The sequence below is a fragment of the Spirosoma aureum genome, from assembly GCF_011604685.1.
Lineage (GTDB): Bacteria > Bacteroidota > Bacteroidia > Cytophagales > Spirosomataceae > Spirosoma > Spirosoma aureum.
The window spans coordinates 3,147,777-3,162,950 of record NZ_CP050063.1 but is presented as its reverse complement, the minus strand read 5'-3'; the positions used below and the strand labels follow the sequence as shown (position 1 = coordinate 3,162,950).

Here is a 15,174-nt window from a genome sequence, read left to right as displayed (position 1 = left end):
CCACTTTTAACACATTGATTCACGAGCTGATCAATTTTAGCGACTGTATTAACGATTTGTTAGCGATCAACCATAAACCGTTCACTCAAAAGGAGACAGCTAAACGCTATTCTATGTTAATAGCTCGATAAGTTATCGCGACTCAACTGGCAACATCAAACCTCTTTGCCATGAATCGATCATCTTTTTTTGTCGCGTTAACATTATTGATCCTATCCCTTTCGTCTTGCCGATCCACTTATTTGCTCAAGGAAAATTTTTCGGGCAATGCCATCGGCAGTTTGCCTTTGCAAAATATCCCCGGCGATCCTACCGGCGACTCTGTCTCGTATACATCGGTGCTTCATCCGAGGCTTGGTATTCAGGCTTCCAGTGTAACATCCGGTAGTAAATCGCTGGTTTTTTCGGAAGCTCCGATCACGGGTGAAACCGCCTTCAATCAGTGGCTTGCTTTTAAAGGCATCGTATCTGACTACGCCCAACCGATCTGGTTCTACTGGACAGCTAAACAACGGAACTCGCAGGGGCAGCTGATGATCGATATTCAGGGTGTACAGGGCTTATGGGTTGCCCGCCTTCGTATTCTGCCCGACGGTCAGCTTGTTCGCACGACCAACGTTGCCACTGGAACACGGGAAGTACTTGGCCACTTTAACCCAACACAAACGCACACCATCGTTATTTCGCTTAGTCCTGCTGCCCGAACCTACAATATTACCGTATTTGGTACGCGGGAAGGAACCGCTTCCAATCGTTTGAATGTGCCGGTACTGACCGAACCCAGCCCCGGCAGGCCCGTTTTAGATTTTGAAAAACCAGCGATTTATTTACGCTACGAGAATGAAAGCTTTAACGCGAACCCGGCTTATGTTTTCGAGAGTGTTTACATCACCCGCAAACAACCCGATTGACATTTCTTTTTCAACTTCCGCCGGTTCGTTCTTATTTTTAAGCCCCGTTTTGCGCAAAGCAGGACGGGCTTAACTGTTATATTGGTCTATGCTCGCCGTTATTCAGCGTGTTTCTCACGCTTCCGTTACTATCAACAATCAGGTGAAAGGTCAGATTGGGACAGGCTTTCTCGTTCTGATCGGTATAACGCATGCTGATACCCGAGACGATGTAGACTGGCTCAGCAAGAAGATCGTTGGTATGCGGATTTTCAACGATGCTGATGATAAAATGAACCTCGATCTGGCTACTGTTGGCGGAGATATTTTGCTCATTAGCCAATTTACGCTCCACGCCAGCACCAAAAAAGGGAATCGTCCCAGCTTTATCGAAGCGGCCCGGCCTGATATAGCCATTCCGCTCTATGAAGCAATGATTAAGCAATTATCGACCGATTTAGGCAAGCCCGTTCAAACCGGCGAATTTGGCGCCGACATGAAAGTATCTTTACTCAATGATGGCCCAGTAACGATTGTGATCGACTCAAAAAACCGAATCTGATGCCAACAAATCCAGAACCCCGGAATGTGTTGGGAAGTAGCCTCGGCTGTTGCTGCACCAGCCCCATGACCGGGTTTTATCGCGACGGATTTTGCCGGACGAATGCGCAGGATCAGGGGCACCACGTCATTTGTGCGATCATGACCGAGCCATTTTTGCGATTCACCCGCAGCCGGGGCAATGACCTCTCAACACCTTATCCGGAATTTCAATTTCCCGGCTTAAAACCCGGCGACCGGTGGTGTCTCTCTGTCCTTCGCTGGCTCGAAGCTTACGAAGCAGGCATGGCACCACCAATATTGCTGGCCTGCACACATGAGCGTGCTCTCCAGTACGTCACCATCGATATGTTACGTGAGCTTGCATTCGAAGAATAACTACCTTAAGTTCCCATTTCTATTTTTTTAGTACTACGAAATCATTTTGAACGTTCGTTACCTAAAAAACACTACTTTTACTTAAACCAGCCCATTGGTTATGCCATTCGCCCAAAGCGAGGGGATAACTAAGTCAGCCGAATGGATTTTTTGCCCTCCGATCTTACTGCCTATGCCGAAGCGCACACATCGCCCGAGAGCGATCTGCTGCGCCAGCTCAACCGCAATACCCGCGCCCATATCATGGCTCCCAGGATGCTGTCCGGACATATGCAGGGTCGTTTCCTATCCATGATTTCCTGGATGATTCGCCCCCGGCGCATTCTCGAAATAGGCACTTACACAGGTTATTCAGCGCTTTGTCTGGCCGAAGGGCTAACAGACGACGGTCGGCTGATAACGATTGACCACAATGAAGAACTGGAAGGTTTTGCCCGCTCCTACTGGCAGCAATCGCCATTGAATGCTAAAATCGATTTTCGCCTTGGCCTGGCCGCTGCCATTATTCCAACCCTCGACGAGACGTTCGACCTGGTATTCATTGATGCCGACAAGCGCAATAATTCATTGTATTTCGACCTGATTTTCGACAAACTCCGACCGGGTGGTTTTATCCTGGCCGATAATGTTTTATGGAGTGGCAAGGTTATTGAATCCCTGAAACCAGCCGACCAGGACACGCCCGCTGTACTGGCTTTTAATCAGAAGATACAAGCCGACTCACGCGTTGAAAATGTGCTTTTGCCCGTCCGGGACGGGATTATGATGATACGCAAACGCTGAATTACGATTGACAAAAACGGGCCGCCGTAGCGGTACGATTTATGAAAAAATTGACGTACTCCCTAACCCTTTTATTCGCACTAATCAGCCTGGTAGTAGCAGCCCAAACATCGGTGCCCGTTGTACCTGAGCAAGTGACGTTTGCCGATATTTCGGTTCGGTTAGACCCCGACGCCCGACGCATCGTTCAACAGGATGTCAATGCCTTACTATCGAATCGACAATACTGGACGGCCAAACTCGATCGCGTGGTCTTGTATTTTCCGATGATCGAAGCGATTCTGATTGACGAAGACGTACCTACCGATTTCAAATACCTCGCCGTACAGGAAAGCTCGCTCACACCTGATGCCGTCTCGGCGTCAACGGCTGTTGGCTACTGGCAGTTCAAGCGCGAAACGGCTACTGATCATGGTTTGCGGGTCGATGACGAAATTGATGAGCGTAAAAGTATCACGGCTTCTACCCACGGGGCCGCTAAATATTTAAAAAAGAGCAATTCACAGTTTAACAACTGGGTAGCATCGCTCTATTCGTATTACCTCGGTGCGGGTGGTATTTCCAAACTGATTCCACCCGATTGGTCCTATGCCCGCGAGGTAGCGCTGGATGGCCGCACGGATCGGTATATCCTACGCTTCTTCGCCCATAAGGTAGCCATTGAAAATGCCCTGAAATTCCACCAGACAACGAATCAGTTCGCCCTGATTGAATATGCAAACGGGGGAGGAAAAAGCCTTAAATCCATTTCGGATGAACTGGGTGTTGATGAGTTCGAACTTCGTAAATACAATCGCTGGATTCTGGGCGATGCTGTTCCAACAGACAAGGCCTATGTGATGGCTATTCCGGTTTTAAATAATCAGATCAATGACGTTCGGCAGAAAATCGTTAGCGTTGGTGCCCGGAAAACCCCCGATTTTGTGCAGAATGATGTGGGTTTCCCGGTTCTGCGTCGCGTAACAACGGGCCTCAGCAAAAATGAGCCGGTGCTGTATGAAATCAATGGGCTGCCGGGCATTCAGGCACAGGCGGGAGACAACAGCGCATCACTGGCCCGGAAAGCAAAAATCAGCCTGTCGAGCTTTCTGCGTTACAATGACATGAGCGAGCGCGATCCGATCATTGTCAATGATGTGTATTACCTGGCCAAGAAAATGAAAAAAGCCCTGGTGCCCTTTCATACAGTACGCCAGGACGAAACATCGCGCAGCATCTCGCAACGCTACGGTATCAGGCTCAAAAAACTGATGCGCTACAACCGTCTCGACCGACTTCAGAAACTGGCCGTTGGCCGGGTAATGTGGCTGCGCGAACGTCGGCCAGCGAACAAACCCATTGAGATCATCAATGCGCCAACACCACCAGTTTATGACCAGACGCCTACCCCGCCCACCCGTGCCGATGTGGCTGATCGTAGCTCCGGAGGGCCAAACCGACCAGTAACGGGCATTGACAATGTCCCCCGGAATGCATCGGAGCGAAAAAAATACCAGCCTAAACTGGTTGAAGGAGGGATTACGCCTAATGATGGAACGTCGGAACCAGCAACTGCGCCCCGTCAGGAGCCAGCGCGCCCGTCGATCAGTCCCGTTGGCGAGAATAATCCGGTTGTCAACGACCGTCCGGTTCCGACCACAACCAGTCGGTCAACCACTACCGACGGCTCGCAGCGTGTGGTAATCGTTCGTACACCCGATGCGTCAGAAGCACCCCGTACCGTTCCGGTCGCCACCGCACCTGAGCGCGAACAACCGGCGACAGATATACCAGCCGCGCCCGTAAAAACAGCAAAACCGTCGGATACCTACGCCAGTAACCGTCCCGTCAAGGCAGCGCCTGTCCAGCAGAGCGGCTACGAAGGCCCACGTGAACAGCAGGCCGATGGCACCTTATCCGCAGTAACTCCACCATCGACCCGCCCAACTTCGCCAGCGGTCGTCAAAACGGAACCACGCTCAACTCCTCCTGCCGAAAAACCTTTGCCAGAGCCGGTTAAGCCGTCACCATCCGTTATGAATCGGGTCACTCCGTCGACCAGTTCGGTCACTAAATCAGCCGCCACCCACACGGTTGCGCCTGGCCAGACTTATTACAGTATTTCCAGACTATATGGCTTACGTGTCGAGGAGTTACTGGCGTTAAATAATCTGACCATGAACAACGTGCTTGAAGTTGGTCAGCAGTTAACTGTAAAACCAACCGCTGGCCGTGTCGTTCAGCCATCGCGCACCAGTGATGCCCCGGCAACAAAAGCAGACGTGACCTATCATACCGTCGAAAAAGGCGAAACGATGTTCCGCATTTCGAAGCAATATGGTGTAACGATCGAACAGATTCAGGAATGGAACAACCTCAGCGACAATAGTGTCAAAGTGGGTCAACGGATTAAAATTCTGAAGCAGTAGATAAGTTTATTGCCTCATTTTTTCTTAAAAAAGCCGCTCTGTCATCACTGAGCGGCTTTTTTCGTGCATTCGACCGGCAACACCGATTGATACGCATCAATTATACACTTAATTTAGAGTAATCGGTATAGCTATATAAAATGCTTTATCTTTATTCAACTACCCATAAATGAACCGGTTCCTACGCTTATGCGGAGTTCTGGCTGTTCTGTTTTCCTGGCTACTACCAACGTATCACCTTTGGGGAATGCATGCGGACGTTACGACAACCCTTGCGGCCCCCGGTGCGTGGGGTGATTGTAAAAGCGGTTATGACCAATCGATAGTAGTTCAGGCTTATGGACCTATAAAGCTCGAACGTCCGGCAAAAACATCCCTATGTCCGGGTTCTGATGCAATCGTACTGAAAGCACCTGACTTACCAGCAACGTACACCTGGTACTGGAACGGTTCAGCGATAAGCGGATTAAACGCCAATACACAGGTTGTTTCGCAACCGGGCAGCTATTATGCCCGCGTTCGGGACAAGAGCACTGGCCTGGAAACGAATACCGATACCATCACGCTGACCAAAGCAATAAATCCAACTGCCACGCTTAGCGCAGCGAATCCTGGTGGTACCTTCTGCGAACGTGATTCGTTACAGCTCATAGCCGGAGGTGGCCTTTCGTATCAGTGGTTTTTAAACGATCGGGAGATCATTGGACCACATAGCCCGACGTTCACGGCCAAACAGGCCGGACGCTATTCGGTAACGGTAACTGATGCAAACGGTTGCCATGCGAATTCAGACCCACTTACGATTACAGTACAAGCTCGTCCGAAACCCGCCATCGACTCCATTCCACCAGTTTGCGGCATCGATGCATCGGCGATCAGCCTTCGTGCCTCTCCGCCAGGCGGCACATTCAGCGGACCGGGCGTCAGTGGTTCGTCGTTCGATCCGAAGCTGGCCGGATTTGGGGTCCATACAATCAGCTATCGATCTCCACCTGCCAATGGTTGTTCGGGCGAAAACGACCAGCGGCTGGTTCGCGTGAATCCGCTACCGACGGTCCAGCTTCCGGAACAGATCGAGACTAGCCCTCAGGGTATTTTCACACTTGAACCAATCGTTACAGGTACCGGGCCCTTCTCGTACCAGTGGCAACCGGCCATCTGGCTAAACAATTCAACACAATCGGCGGTCAAGGTTATCTTCCCCAGGCAGGATACGACCTATATCGTTCGTGTACGGGATGTGTTCGGTTGCGTAGCTGAAGGATCGATACGAATCATCGTCCGCTCAAAAGCCAGCATTCCAGATGCCTTTACCCCAAATGGTGATCAGATCAACGACACCTGGAAATTGCCCGGTATCGAGTCATATCCAAAGGCACAAATGACCGTTTTAACTCGCTGGGGTGAGGTCGTATTCCGTTCTCAGGATGGCTATATCACTCCCTTTGATGGCCGCTACAATGGTGAACCTTTGCCTACAGGAGTGTATCTTTACATACTGAAACTATCGCCCGATGCCGAGCCGCTGCGCGGATCGGTTGTGCTGGCGCGATAGAATTAAGTATAAAGCAGGGAAAACCTGCATCAGATACGATATGGCGGTTTTCTATCCGCTTTACTGCTATGATTCTCATTGACAATACGTGCATCAGTGACGATGTTGCTGAAAAATTTTTCGTCTGCAACCTCGATAAATGCAAAGGAGCCTGCTGCGTCGAGGGCGATATGGGTGCCCCGCTCGAAGGCGACGAACCGGCTATTCTGGACCGGATTTATGACGATATAAAACCTTACCTTTCGCCGGAAGGTATTCGGGTAATTGAGCAAAAGGGCGGCTACGAATCCGACGGTGACGGTGGCTTTGTCACCAATACGGTTGGCGGTCGTGAGTGCGTTTATGCTACCTGGGACGATCGCGGCATTCTAAAATGCGGCATTGAAGAAGCCTACAACGATGGCAAAGTAGACTGGAAAAAACCCATCTCGTGCCACCTCTACCCGATCCGCGTTACCAAATATGAATCGTTTCATGCCCTTAACTACGACCGTTGGCCCATTTGCAGCCCCGCCTGTAGTTTCGGCGAACAGTTGAATGTACCCATTTATAAGTTTGTTCGTGAAGCCCTGGTTCGGGCCTACGGCGGAGAATGGTACACCCGATTAACGAAAGCCATTGAAGAGAAGGAATAAGGACTGACGGCAAAACCGAATTGATCAGTTATCCTACTTGCTGAATTTCCCGATGTCTGAACAGCGCGACTATTTTGAAGAAGTGTATGAGGTTGTGCGTCTGGTCCCTAAAGGACGGGTCACAACCTACGGGTCTATTGCCCGCTACCTGAGCCTGCGGGCGGGTGCCCGTATGGTTGGCTGGGCCATGAACGGCTGCCACAACCGCCCGGATGTACCGGCCCATCGGGTGGTTAACAGCGTTGGGCTATTATCTGGCAAGCATTTCTTTGGTGGACCAACGATCATGCAGCAACTGCTGGAAGACGAGGGGGTTCGGATCGAAAAAGACCGGGTTGTGGATTTCAAAACATTACTTTGGGACCCATCGCTGGAGTTAGCCATCTAGCTTCTGACATGATTCTGTTCGCCTGATTAGGTGAGATTCGTTGTCGCAAAGCGGATTGTGACATTTAGGGCAGCAGCTTTGCAGCCTGCTTAACCTTGTTCCGAAGCCGCCACAAAGCGGAATCGTCGCCCTCTAAATAAGCAACAAGCTCCGTCTTACAGATCTCTTCGACGAGTCGGCCCGCTGGTATATAAGGCACTACGTCATCGTCTTCCACAGAGTCGAGCAGACAGTGCATTTCGGTTCTAACCTCTACGAAAGCCTGAGTAATGTCAAGCGCGCTGGCCGTATCGGGTAGCCGACAAAGCTGACGGACAGCGGCACGAAAGCGGTCATGTGGATCGTATGACATGGGTAGTGGCTATCGAAAACGATAAGCGAAGTTAGTTTAATGCTTAACGAAGTCAATACCACTGAGTCAACGGTATAATTTTCCGGGTAAATGGTCCAGTTGCTTTTTTAGATGCACTCTACCGGGGGCTTTTCAACGGGCGGCCAATCGATTGATAAAAACGTTCCCGATACGTATCCGATATAGGAATCAGGGTATTCTGAATCCGAATCCGGTCGCGCTCAATGGCTTCTATTTTATTCAGAGAAACCAGATACGATTTGTGAACCCGACAAAACGTCGATTCGGGCAATTGCTGCGCCAGTTCGCCGAATGTTTCGAGCGTCATAATTTTCTCCGTGTCGAGATGAATCCTGCGGTAATCCCGCATGCCTTCAACAAACAGGATGTTTTCAAGCGATACTTTCTGGAGCCGGTATTCCGTCTTAATAAACAGGAAACGGCTTTGTGTCGCTTCGTTTTCTTTGCCTGTAGGTATGGATTCATACGCCCGCGTTACGGCCTGCAGGAAACGCTCAAAGGTGTAGGGTTTAAGCAGATAATCGACCACTTGCAAATCAAATCCTTTCAGGGCATATTGATCGAAAGCGGTCGTTAAGATAACGGCGGGTCGTTTGGGCAATGATTCCAGAAGCTGGATTCCCGAAAAGCCATCCATCTCAATGTCCAGAAAAAGTAAATCGATTTTTTCTTTTTGCAGGACACCAATCGCATCCAGCGCATTATCCAGCGCGTGGTTTAGTTGCAGGAACGGTACGCGCTGTACGTACTCTTTGAGCCGAAGCATGGCCAGAGGTTCGTCTTCAACGATGAGGCAGTTCATGGGCTTTTACCTGTACAAGTAAATCGACACGGTATTCGTCCTCTGTTGCCCGTACGTCCAGCTTATGCTGATCGGGATACAAGAGCGCTAACCGTTGGCTTAATAATTGATTGCCTAAGCCGCCATGCGTTTGCACGGTAGTTCTGCCTTTGTCGATCACATTGACACAGCAAAATCGTAATTCTTCGCCATCTATTGCGATCTGAATTCGAATCGCATCGTTCACCTTTTTATTGGTGGCATGCTTAAAGGCATTCTCAATGTAGGGAATAAAGATCATTGGTGCAATGGTCAGCGATCCGGGTTGACCAATGATCTGGAAATCGACAAAGTGGGAGTTGGTCGTTCTTATTTTCTGTAATTCAACGTATTTCCGGATGTATTCCAGTTCATTAGTCAGCGAGATCTGATCGGCCTGAGCTTCATACAGGACGAATCGCAGTAAATCTGAGAGCTTATTCAGATAAAGTGACGCGGTTTTGGCGTCATGTTCGATCAGTACATCAATGTTGTTGAGCGTATTGAACAAAAAGTGAGGATTGATCTGGGCTTTCAGTAACGACAATTCAATTTGCAGGTTCTTGTTGACTAAAGCTTCCTTTACGCGGATTTCGTCGAACCAGGTAATGAATCCGCGAATGATAGTACCCAGCAATCCATTGACCAACGCCAGCACGGTAAAGGTGCTTACCAGCGTCACCTCCCCTTCTACTTCCGGAAAAATTGACGCAATGCTATAAACCGTAAGGGATATAACCAGTGTCGTCAGAAAGCCCGTGACAACGCTGACGGCCAGCCCGTACGCGATGAATTCCGGAACGCGCTGCTTCGTCAGATAAATTGGAACCAGCCAGCTGTAAAATGCATAGAAACTGATAAATCCGGTGAGTGATGCCAGTCCAATAATGACTGCCCAATCGTCGTCGAAGATAGCATGCGAGGTAGCTCTGGACAGGAAATAGAGAAAGGTGAACAGAAACCAGTAGAGCAGCCAATAGCCAATATGTAGAAAAATAATGACCGGCTTTTTCATCGGTTTGCTCTGTTGCCAGCCGTCGACCTGGTGGGCGCAGCGCTACGAAAAAAATTGGCCAATGCTTCCATTTCGGGCAAATTAATGGTAACACCGCTCATGTTGGCCGTAATCGCAATAACCAGATCATCATCCGGATATAGGATCAGGAAAGCCCTTCCGCCATCGATTGTTCCGCCGTGGTGAATAATTTTCCGGCCCTTAGTGTCCTTCCCAATACGCCAGCCCAGGCCGTATTCTGTATTCTTTCCATTCTGGAGTAACTGTGGGGTAAATAATAACGTAAGGGTTTCTTTTTTGAAATGCGTTGGCTGCAAGAGCTCACGGCCCATACTGACCAAATCGGAAGGAGTTGACAATAAGCCGCCACCGGCCCATTTATAGCTGTTGTCAACCTGATTCGCATTGACCAGTCGCCCTTTACTGTGTTCGTAAAAGCGCACTCGGTTCACCACAATGCTATCGCTGTAGTCGGGTCCGGTATGCGCCATATGCAACGGGTTGAAAACCGTAGTCTGCAAAAACGTCAGAAAATCGGTGTGGCTGGCCCCTTCAATAGCGGCACTCAGCAGGTTGTAGCCATATGTCGAATAATTGTAGGCCGTGCCCGGTTGAAACAAGAGGCTGTCGTCGCGAAAGATAACCAGTGCTTCGTTGACAGATGTGTAGCGTTTGAGGCAGTTCAGCGGATCGTCGCTTCGGTAATGGCGGATACCGGCAGTGTGGGTGGCGAGTTGCCGACCGGTGATTGGGAACTTTTTCGGGGGAAATCCCGGCACATATTGCTGAATGGGTACATCCAGATTCAGTTTTCCATCTTCAACCAGTTTGCCGACTGCCAGCGAAGTAACTGATTTGGAGACCGAGCCCAACCGAAACCGGGACTGCACGGTAACGGGCAATTTATTTTCGACATCGGCATAGCCGAAACCTTCCGCCCAGAGTATTTTATCGTGAGTTCCGACGGCTATCGAGATGCCGGGAATGTCTTGCCTGATCCGGAGTGAATCGACAAATTGTTCTGCTTTTTGTATGGCCCGACGGTGGGCTTTATCCTTGAACGCGTCGGGTGATAAAGTGAACTGGGCAGCAGCGCTAAACGAAATCAGGCAAAAAAATAAAACTGTTTTTTTCATGGCAGGGCGTTGTTCGTTGAATTGTAGGCCAAATTTGCAACGCCTTATTCCCGTTCCTAAAACCAGTCTGCATATAGCCCTTTTTTATCTGCGAAAGGGTTATTTTGACTGTTAAACCTGTACCGGTATTCGATTTATGAGCATACAAATACAACCGAATACCGGTAGCTACTTTTATTTCAAACTGGCCAGCTTCGACAGGTCAACATCTTCGAGTATGGATTTGATTTTGTCCATGCTCATGCCCCGCCCTTTCACCGTTACGATAAACCGTTTCGCGACCAGTACGGCGATTTCGCCTTCTTTATTGGCATTATCGTATTTTTCGTACGATTTATAATCACCCATTTTGCCTGTCTTTTCGTAGCCGTTTTCGGTTTCTTTATCAACTTCGATCATCGACCAGGCAGCCAGTCCCATCAGCATGCTGGAACCGCCCCCGTCAACGATTGCCAGTTCAACCGTTTCGCTATTATCGTCATTGGCATATTTTGCATTGGCCGTCGAAATGACCATTCCGGCGGCTCCATTTTTCTCGCCGTTCGCTTCTTTACGGGCCAGGCCATCAGCATCAGCCGGAAGCAACTCTTTTAGCGTTCGAAAATCAATCGCTTCGACAGGGCCGTTTTTTTGTAGCTCCTCAGCCTGTTCGGCCATTTCTTTCATGGCGCTTACTGCTCCCCGTGCCGAAACGGATTCTTCATCTTTTTTCTCTTCTTCTTTATTGCCCCCGCAGCTGGTCAGAAGTGCTGCACAAAGCAGGCCGGTATAGAGTAGGGTATTACTCATTTGCATAACAGGAAAAAGGGTTATAAAAGAAAACCAGAACTTTCGCCGTTCTGTCAACCATATCGTGTTTACCACATGAATTTAAAACCTGATCTGGCTAACTGAACGACTTAAGCTCTGGTTCTGGATTCAAATAACGGGTTTCTGGCAACGCAATCATCAATCTTTTGAGTAAACGTATGGTCGAATCGTCGTAAAACCGAAAAAGGGGCGAACTGCCCCTTTTTCATATGGTTTTCTACACTTCTATCATGACTTGATTTTCTTCGGTATATCGTCCGGCTCTGCCAATACGACCGGTGTGCGGTAGCTGCGAACGAGGAAGTAAACGCCCAGCAAAACGGCCGGAATACTAAGAATCTGCCCTACGTTCAACGGCAGACTATCTTCAAAAGGCACCTGATTTTCTTTCAGGTATTCGTAGAAGAAACGCAGACCGAATACCCAGATCAGGAAGATGCCCAGCATACTGCCACGCGGAGTACGTTCTTTGTAATAATTCCAGAACCAGAGCAGAAAAAAGAACAGCACCAGACATGACAGCGATTCATATAACTGCGCAGGATGGCGCGGAATTTTTGCGTATTCGCTGTTATTCAGGAAAATAAATGCCCAGGGAACGTCCGTTGGGCGGCCAACAATTTCGGAATTCATCAAATTGCCCAGCCGTATGCTTGCACCTCCCAGTGCTACCGTGATCACGATACGATCAGTTACCCAGAGGAACGTTTGCTTTGTCAGGCGGCTTTCTTTCCGGCGTGAATACAACCACAAACCAGTCAGAATACCGATCGTAGCACCATGGCTGGCCAGTCCCCGATAGGGTGGCAAAATAACTTCGAGCGGATTTTTAAGGAGAACTTCGGGTTCATAGAACAGAAAATGCCCAATACGAGCGCCCAGAATGGTGGCAACGACCATGTAAATCAACAAGGTATCGGTGTCGGCAACGGGTTTGTTTTCTTTTTTGAAGATGTAGGTCATGATCTGCATTCCGATCAAAAAACCCATTGCGAATAACAGGCCATACCAACGCACTGAGAATGACCCAATGTGAAAAATTTCGGGATTAACGTCCCAAATCACGTATTGCAGCATAACGAATCAGAGTCAACGTCGATTGATAACGAGCGACGGCGGACAAATATACGGATTGCGGGAAAGTTTTTAGTCGTTTTCGTGTTATAGACGTATGATGAAATCTGTTCTGATTGGGATGGTCAGGATTTATCAGGCCGCAATCTCCCCTTATTTCCCGAATGCATGCCGTTATACGCCAACCTGTTCGCAGTATGCGATCGAGGCTATTCATAAGCATGGGCCTATTCGGGGCGGGTGGCTTGGTCTGAAACGGATCAGTCGGTGTCATCCCTGGGGCGGTCAGGGTTATGATCCGGTACCCTAACTGCGCTGATAGTCGATCCTTCTGACTAAAATCCGTTTTCTGACTGTCAATTTGTCTGTTTATGCAGCTTTTGTCCCAAAGTTGCTGCTACCCTTCCCTGACGATTATTGATTTTTGACTAGCAACTGACATGGTTAATATTACAGCTGACAATAAACTTACACGCCTGATTGTGGTTGGCGATCGGGTTCTTATAAAACCCAAAGATCCATCCGACCGCACGGCCAGTGGCTTATACCTGCCGCCAACGGTGCAGGAGCGTGAACAAGTCCAGTCTGGTTATGTTATTAAAGTAGGACCTGGTTATCCAATTCCTTCGCCTGCTGATGATGAGCCCTGGAAAGAAACGGAGGAGAAAGTGAAATACATGCCCCTTCAGGCGCAGGAAGGCGACGTTGCGATTTACCTGCAACGAAATGCCATTGATCTGCAATATGAGGGCGAGCAATATGTCATTGTTCCACAGGCTTCTATTCTGATGCTGGAGCGGTCTGAGGATTTGTTTAATTGAACTGAACATAGCTACCGGACGCTAGCCTGATTTAATTCAACGTCCAGTATCCATCGTCCAACATCTTTTATCGTCGATAAACACTATGCGCTACCATTGGTTGATACCACTAATTGGTTTATTAATTGGACTCACCCCTATTATGGAAAGCGTAGCGAATCAGCAGAAATCGCTCAAGGCGATATTGAGTGAAAAGAAAGATCATCGGCGCGTGTTATTGCTTTATGGCCGCGACGACGCTCAGCACTACCTCATTGAGCAGCAGGAATCCCTTAATGAAGCGAAAGATGGCCTCACCGAGCGCGACCTTGATGTTATTGTCATTGTAGCCTCTGAATTACAGGAACCCGATCGCCAGTTTCTGATGCACGATTACAAACTGGTCCCTTCCGCAGATTTCATTGGCTGGCTCATCGGTAAAGATGGTGGTGTCAAGCAAACCTATCAAAAGCCTGTTGCCTCGCAGGATCTGTTTCGCACCATTGACAGTATGCCGATGCGGAAACAGGAAACAAAGCAATAACCTGACTTGCGTTAACGGGCAGGCTTGCGAAACGATCAACAGCCGCCTGGTTATAGTTCTACTTTTTTTCAGTCCCGTTTTTGCGGGACTTTTTTTGTGCTTAGCCGGGCTTTTGTCAGGAGGTTTACCACCGCACGGCGGAGCGTGGTTTGTTTGCGCATCAGTAGTAACCGTGGCACACCTTCTGACAAAAGCCCGGCTAAAGTAGAATAGTGTTTTCAGCCGCTTTTTCCTTCACCTTGCGACATTCATTTCAACTGACAGAGAATGCCTTAACGTAGTTCTGAAATCATGAACTGGTGGATCATTTTTCAACTATACCACTGGATAACCGCAGCGAACACCATACCTGCTTATTACCAGTTGACGGATGAAGCTTTTTTCGCCCAACCCGCGGGCTGTCAACTCATATCGCTGGCCAATCCCGACACACTGCTGCTGGATGCGGCTCTATTTCATGCTACCAATGAGGCTCGCCATCACGCAGGTTTACCTTCTTTGCAATATGACCTAGCTCTTTATCTGGCGGCCAGTTCTCATGCCGAGTCGATGATTAAACGAAAGTACTATAGTCACGAAAATTTATACAGTTTAGCTGAGCTTACCGCAGCTAAGCGTATCCGTCAGCGAACAGACCGGTTCAACTGGACGGCCGAGAACATCGGACAGTACCAAACCATTGATACGCCCGAATGGTTTGGGGTTCGTCGGAATGCTCGTACGGGGCGTTATGAGTATTTAGATAGTGAGACCAAGCAGTTGTATCAACCCTATAGCTATGCTGATTTTGCCCGCTATGCTGTTCGGCAATGGCTGGCTTCTCCTCATCACCGGGCTAATCTGCTCAATCCGACCTTCTCGCATGTAGGTTGTGCTGGTCGTTTATCACCTAATCCGTACGTTGAGCTGCATGCTCCGTTTGGTCGGCTGGTGCAGAATTTTGGCGGGAAACACGATTCTGCCCAGGCTTCCAACTAACGAAATCCAGCCTGAACAATAGTACG

Annotated in this window: 18 protein-coding genes; 12 read left to right on the top strand and 6 right to left on the bottom strand. The window is 49.1% G+C overall.

All coding sequences use genetic code 11. The features are described 5' to 3' along the window. Positions 1 to 170: 170 nt before the first annotated feature. The 8 genes from G8759_RS12525 to G8759_RS12490 all read left to right on the top strand — a co-directional run bounded on the left by G8759_RS12525 (position 171) and on the right by G8759_RS12490 (position 7,598). The gene (locus tag G8759_RS12525; protein WP_167208421.1) at positions 171 to 911 is read left to right on the top strand and encodes a hypothetical protein; all 741 of its coding nucleotides are present in this window, start codon (positions 171 to 173) and stop codon (positions 909 to 911) included. A gap of 88 nt (positions 912 to 999) precedes the next feature. Further along, the gene (gene dtd / locus G8759_RS12520; protein WP_167208419.1) at positions 1,000 to 1,452 is read left to right on the top strand and encodes a D-aminoacyl-tRNA deacylase; all 453 of its coding nucleotides are present in this window, start codon (positions 1,000 to 1,002) and stop codon (positions 1,450 to 1,452) included. Next, positions 1,452 to 1,829, top strand: coding sequence for a DUF2237 family protein (locus G8759_RS12515; RefSeq protein WP_167208417.1), 378 nt, complete (start codon positions 1,452 to 1,454; stop codon positions 1,827 to 1,829). The genes dtd and G8759_RS12515 overlap by 1 nt, the downstream gene beginning before the upstream one ends. Positions 1,830 to 1,970: 141 nt before the next feature. After that, entirely contained in the window at positions 1,971 to 2,612 is a 642-nt protein-coding gene (locus G8759_RS12510; protein WP_167208415.1) for an O-methyltransferase, read from the top strand. A 41-nt stretch (positions 2,613 to 2,653) separates the two neighbouring features. After that, positions 2,654 to 5,020 carry a LysM peptidoglycan-binding domain-containing protein gene (locus G8759_RS12505; RefSeq protein ID WP_167208412.1) on the top strand — a complete coding sequence of 789 codons (2,367 nt, stop codon included), beginning with the start codon at positions 2,654 to 2,656 and terminating at the stop codon, positions 5,018 to 5,020. Between the two features lie 169 nt (positions 5,021 to 5,189). Beyond that, a complete protein-coding gene (locus G8759_RS12500; RefSeq protein ID WP_167208410.1) occupies positions 5,190 to 6,575 on the top strand; it encodes a T9SS type B sorting domain-containing protein in 1,386 nt (461 codons plus the stop codon). A 68-nt stretch (positions 6,576 to 6,643) separates the two neighbouring features. After that, positions 6,644 to 7,210 carry a DUF3109 family protein gene (locus G8759_RS12495; protein WP_167208408.1) on the top strand — a complete coding sequence of 189 codons (567 nt, stop codon included), beginning with the start codon at positions 6,644 to 6,646 and terminating at the stop codon, positions 7,208 to 7,210. A gap of 52 nt (positions 7,211 to 7,262) precedes the next feature. Next, entirely contained in the window at positions 7,263 to 7,598 is a 336-nt protein-coding gene (locus G8759_RS12490) for an MGMT family protein (RefSeq protein WP_167208406.1), read from the top strand. 64 nt (positions 7,599 to 7,662) lie between these two features. On the opposite strand, the gene G8759_RS12485 is transcribed toward G8759_RS12490, so the two are convergent. The 6 genes from G8759_RS12485 to lgt form a co-directional block, all read right to left on the bottom strand. Next, positions 7,663 to 7,950 (bottom strand): hypothetical protein, encoded by a 288-nt coding sequence (locus tag G8759_RS12485; RefSeq protein WP_167208404.1) that lies wholly within the window; start codon positions 7,948 to 7,950, stop codon positions 7,663 to 7,665. A gap of 118 nt (positions 7,951 to 8,068) precedes the next feature. Continuing rightward, positions 8,069 to 8,773 (bottom strand): LytR/AlgR family response regulator transcription factor, encoded by a 705-nt coding sequence (locus G8759_RS12480; RefSeq protein ID WP_167208402.1) that lies wholly within the window; start codon positions 8,771 to 8,773, stop codon positions 8,069 to 8,071. Further along, positions 8,754 to 9,806 (bottom strand): sensor histidine kinase, encoded by a 1,053-nt coding sequence (locus tag G8759_RS12475; RefSeq protein ID WP_167208400.1) that lies wholly within the window; start codon positions 9,804 to 9,806, stop codon positions 8,754 to 8,756. The genes G8759_RS12480 and G8759_RS12475 overlap by 20 nt, the downstream gene beginning before the upstream one ends. Next, positions 9,803 to 10,942, bottom strand: a complete 1,140-nt coding sequence (locus G8759_RS12470) for a serine hydrolase domain-containing protein (RefSeq protein ID WP_167208398.1) — start codon at positions 10,940 to 10,942, stop codon at positions 9,803 to 9,805. The genes G8759_RS12475 and G8759_RS12470 overlap by 4 nt, the downstream gene beginning before the upstream one ends. 174 nt (positions 10,943 to 11,116) lie before the next feature. Then, a complete protein-coding gene (locus G8759_RS12465; protein ID WP_317166781.1) occupies positions 11,117 to 11,731 on the bottom strand; it encodes a transposase in 615 nt (204 codons plus the stop codon). Positions 11,732 to 11,980: 249 nt separating this feature from the next. Next, positions 11,981 to 12,829 carry a prolipoprotein diacylglyceryl transferase gene (gene lgt / locus G8759_RS12460; RefSeq protein WP_167208393.1) on the bottom strand — a complete coding sequence of 283 codons (849 nt, stop codon included), beginning with the start codon at positions 12,827 to 12,829 and terminating at the stop codon, positions 11,981 to 11,983. A 97-nt stretch (positions 12,830 to 12,926) separates the two neighbouring features. On the opposite strand from lgt, the gene yidD reads away from it, so the two are divergent. The 4 genes from yidD to G8759_RS12440 all read left to right on the top strand — a co-directional run bounded on the left by yidD (position 12,927) and on the right by G8759_RS12440 (position 15,148). Beyond that, on the top strand, positions 12,927 to 13,136 hold the full coding sequence (yidD, locus tag G8759_RS12455; protein ID WP_167218909.1) for a membrane protein insertion efficiency factor YidD: 210 nt from the start codon (positions 12,927 to 12,929) through the stop codon (positions 13,134 to 13,136). 130 nt (positions 13,137 to 13,266) lie between these two features. Next, positions 13,267 to 13,647 (top strand): co-chaperone GroES, encoded by a 381-nt coding sequence (locus G8759_RS12450; protein WP_167208391.1) that lies wholly within the window; start codon positions 13,267 to 13,269, stop codon positions 13,645 to 13,647. An 85-nt stretch (positions 13,648 to 13,732) separates the two neighbouring features. Next, positions 13,733 to 14,170 carry a DUF4174 domain-containing protein gene (locus G8759_RS12445; protein WP_167208389.1) on the top strand — a complete coding sequence of 146 codons (438 nt, stop codon included), beginning with the start codon at positions 13,733 to 13,735 and terminating at the stop codon, positions 14,168 to 14,170. A 291-nt stretch (positions 14,171 to 14,461) separates the two neighbouring features. Then, positions 14,462 to 15,148, top strand: coding sequence for a CAP domain-containing protein (locus tag G8759_RS12440; protein ID WP_167208387.1), 687 nt, complete (start codon positions 14,462 to 14,464; stop codon positions 15,146 to 15,148). Positions 15,149 to 15,174: the final 26 nt, after the last annotated feature.

Coding starts and splice junctions, on each gene's coding strand:
- G8759_RS12525 (WP_167208421.1), top strand. CDS start 171: ATGAATCGATCATCTTTTTTTGTCGCGTTAACATTATTGATCCTATCC.
- dtd (WP_167208419.1), top strand. CDS start 1,000: ATGCTCGCCGTTATTCAGCGTGTTTCTCACGCTTCCGTTACTATCAAC.
- G8759_RS12515 (WP_167208417.1), top strand. CDS start 1,452: ATGCCAACAAATCCAGAACCCCGGAATGTGTTGGGAAGTAGCCTCGGC.
- G8759_RS12510 (WP_167208415.1), top strand. CDS start 1,971: ATGGATTTTTTGCCCTCCGATCTTACTGCCTATGCCGAAGCGCACACA.
- G8759_RS12505 (WP_167208412.1), top strand. CDS start 2,654: ATGAAAAAATTGACGTACTCCCTAACCCTTTTATTCGCACTAATCAGC.
- G8759_RS12500 (WP_167208410.1), top strand. CDS start 5,190: ATGAACCGGTTCCTACGCTTATGCGGAGTTCTGGCTGTTCTGTTTTCC.
- G8759_RS12495 (WP_167208408.1), top strand. CDS start 6,644: ATGATTCTCATTGACAATACGTGCATCAGTGACGATGTTGCTGAAAAA.
- G8759_RS12490 (WP_167208406.1), top strand. CDS start 7,263: ATGTCTGAACAGCGCGACTATTTTGAAGAAGTGTATGAGGTTGTGCGT.
- G8759_RS12485 (WP_167208404.1), bottom strand. CDS start 7,950: ATGTCATACGATCCACATGACCGCTTTCGTGCCGCTGTCCGTCAGCTT.
- G8759_RS12480 (WP_167208402.1), bottom strand. CDS start 8,773: ATGAACTGCCTCATCGTTGAAGACGAACCTCTGGCCATGCTTCGGCTC.
- G8759_RS12475 (WP_167208400.1), bottom strand. CDS start 9,806: ATGAAAAAGCCGGTCATTATTTTTCTACATATTGGCTATTGGCTGCTC.
- G8759_RS12470 (WP_167208398.1), bottom strand. CDS start 10,942: ATGAAAAAAACAGTTTTATTTTTTTGCCTGATTTCGTTTAGCGCTGCT.
- G8759_RS12465 (WP_317166781.1), bottom strand. CDS start 11,731: ATGAGTAATACCCTACTCTATACCGGCCTGCTTTGTGCAGCACTTCTG.
- lgt (WP_167208393.1), bottom strand. CDS start 12,829: ATGCTGCAATACGTGATTTGGGACGTTAATCCCGAAATTTTTCACATT.
- yidD (WP_167218909.1), top strand. CDS start 12,927: ATGAAATCTGTTCTGATTGGGATGGTCAGGATTTATCAGGCCGCAATC.
- G8759_RS12450 (WP_167208391.1), top strand. CDS start 13,267: ATGGTTAATATTACAGCTGACAATAAACTTACACGCCTGATTGTGGTT.
- G8759_RS12445 (WP_167208389.1), top strand. CDS start 13,733: ATGCGCTACCATTGGTTGATACCACTAATTGGTTTATTAATTGGACTC.
- G8759_RS12440 (WP_167208387.1), top strand. CDS start 14,462: ATGAACTGGTGGATCATTTTTCAACTATACCACTGGATAACCGCAGCG.